The sequence below is a fragment of the Kitasatospora sp. NPDC057223 genome (genome assembly GCF_042669755.1).
In the GTDB taxonomy this organism is placed as follows: domain Bacteria; phylum Actinomycetota; class Actinomycetes; order Streptomycetales; family Streptomycetaceae; genus Kitasatospora.
Window position 1 is genome coordinate 1 of record NZ_JBHUWW010000289.1, and the last position, 2,492, is coordinate 2,492.

Sequence of the window (2,492 nt, forward strand, 5' to 3'; positions counted from 1 at the left end):
CGCAGCACCCTCCGGGGGTGCTGCGGGGCCTCTGTCGTACCTCGGCTCAGTACGTCAGCTCAGTACGTCAGCTTCGGTCAGCGCTCGTCGCGGCCGGCCGAGTCGGAGTCCGCGCGCTTCGGGGCGTTGCCGTCGAAGTCCTCGTCGATCTCCAGGTCGTCCTCGTCGTAGTACTCCTCGACGTCTTCCTCGTCCTCGAACATCTCCCGCTCGTCCGGCGCGCCACCCGACTTCGTGCGGGCCCTGGGCTCGGCGGCGACGTCGTCGCCGGCCTCCGAGTCCTCCTCGCCCGCAAGCTCCGGGTCGAGCGCGTCCACGAACTCCAGGCCGTCGATCTCGGCCAGCCGCTCGGAGGCGTTGGTCGAACCGTCGGTGTCCGCGTCGGCGGCCTTCGCGAACCAGTCACGGGCCTCGTCCGCACGACCGGCCGCGATCAGCGCCTCGGCGTACGCGTAGCGGAGCCGCGCGCTCCACGGGTGGACCGAGTTGGACGCCAGCTCGGGGCTCTGCAGCGTCACCACGGCAGCGTCGAACTGCTCCATGTCGCCACGCGCGCCGGCCGCGACCAGACGCATCTCGACCTGGCCGGCCTTGTCCAGCTGCTTCACCTCGGGCTCACCGGCCATCGCCAGCGCCCGCTCGGGGCGGCCCAGACCACGCTCGCAGTCGGCCATCACCGGCCACAGGTCCACCCGGCCGGTCATCCGACGCGAGGCACGGAACTCGGTCAGCGCCTCGGCGTACCGCTGCGTCACGTACGAGGCGAAGCCCGCGGCCTCACGAACGGCGGCCACGCGGGAAGCCAGCCGCAGCGCGATACGCGAGTACTGGTAGGCCTCCTCGGGCTCGCTGTCCAGCAGACGGGCCACCATCACGAGGTTGCGCGCGACATCGTCCGCGAGCGTCTTCGGCAGGCTCTTGAGCTCCTGGCGCACGTCGGAGTCGATCTCGAAGCCCGTGACGTCGTCGGGAATCGGCAGCCGCTTGACCGGCTCGAAGTTCCCCCGACGGTCGTCGTAGCCCCCACGGTCGTCCTGACCGCGGTAGTCGTCCCGACGTCCCTCGAAACGCCCGCCGCCACGGCTCTCACCACGGTTCTCGTACGGACGCCCACTCGGGCGGTCGTCACGGCGCGGACCACGGTCGTCACGGTTGAAGCCGCCACCGGAGGGACGGTCGTCGCGACGCGGACCACGGTCATCGCGGTTGAAGCCGGACGGGCGATCGTCGCGACGGAACCCACCACCGGACGGACGGTCGTCACGGTTGAAGCCACCACCGCTGGGACGGTCATCGCGACGCGGACCACGGTCATCGCGGTTGAAGCCACCACCGGAGGGACGGTCATCGCGACGCGGACCACGGTCATCGCGGTTGAAGCCGGACGGGCGATCGTCACGACGGAACCCACCACCGGACGGACGGTCGTCACGGTTGAAGCCACCACCGGAGGGACGGTCGTCACGACGCGGACCACGGTCATCGCGGTTGAAGCCACCACCGGAGGGACGGTCATCGCGACGCGGGCCACGGTCGTCACGGTTGAAGCCACCACCGGAGGGACGGTCGTCACGACGGAACCCACCACCGGAGGGACGGTCGTCACGACGCGGGCCACGGTCGTCACGGTTGAAGCCACCACCGGACGGACGGTCGTCACGACGCGGGCCACGGTCGTCACGGTTGAAGCCACCACCGGAGGGGCGGTCATCGCGACGCGGGCCACGGTCATCGCGGTTGAAGCCACCACCGGAGGGACGGTCGTCACGACGGAACCCACCGCCACCGCTGGGACGGTCGTCCCGACGCGGACCACGGTCATCGCGGTTGAAGCCACCACCGGAGGGACGGTCATCACGACGCGGACCACGGTCGTCACGGTTGAAGCCGCCACCACTCGGGCGATCGTCACGACGGAACCCACCGCCACCGCTGGGACGGTCGTCCCGACGCGGACCACGGTCGTCACGGTTGTAACTACCGCCACCCGAGGGGCGGTCGTCCCGACGCGGACCACGGTCGTCACGGTTGTAACTACCGCCACCCGAGGGGCGGTCGTCACGACGGGGGCCGCGGTCGTCACGGTTGAAGCCACCGCGGGACCGGGGCTCGTAGCCACGGCCGTCGTCCGGTCGGCGCTCGGGTCGGTCCTGGGGCGGGTTCGGCATCGTGGTGACTCCTTCTGCTACTTCAGCTCTACCGCTACCTCGGGCGACACCAGCGCCCGGAGCGGTTCGATGCCGGCCTCGTGGCCGCGCACCATCTCCATTGTCCGACATCCCGGAGTCCCCCGCGTCTGGGCGGAGAGTGACTCCCGACAAGCCGGTCGTACATATGTCCAGAGAAAACAAAAAAGCCGCGGCCCCAGCGAGATGCTGGGGCCACGGCCTTTGAAAGATTGTTCGGCGGCGTCCTACTCTCCCACAGGGTCCCCCCTGCAGTACCATCGGCGCTTTGAGGCTTAGCTTCCGGGTTCGGAATGTAACCGGGCG

General features: G+C 69.9%; 1 protein-coding gene, 1 rRNA gene and 1 pseudogene. All 3 read right to left on the bottom strand.

The window, feature by feature from the left end; all coding sequences use genetic code 11:
- Positions 1-77 precede the first annotated feature (77 nt).
- Positions 78-980: a tetratricopeptide repeat protein gene (locus tag ACFUK0_RS40055; protein ID WP_380259006.1), complete on the bottom strand. Its 903-nt coding sequence runs from the start codon at positions 978-980 to the stop codon at positions 78-80.
- Positions 981-1,046: 66 nt separating this feature from the next.
- A pseudogene (locus tag ACFUK0_RS40060) lies at positions 1,047-2,258 on the bottom strand (hypothetical protein); the annotation flags it as partial.
- Positions 2,259-2,400: 142 nt separating this feature from the next.
- Positions 2,401-2,492, bottom strand: a 5S ribosomal RNA gene (gene rrf / locus ACFUK0_RS40065); the annotation flags it as partial.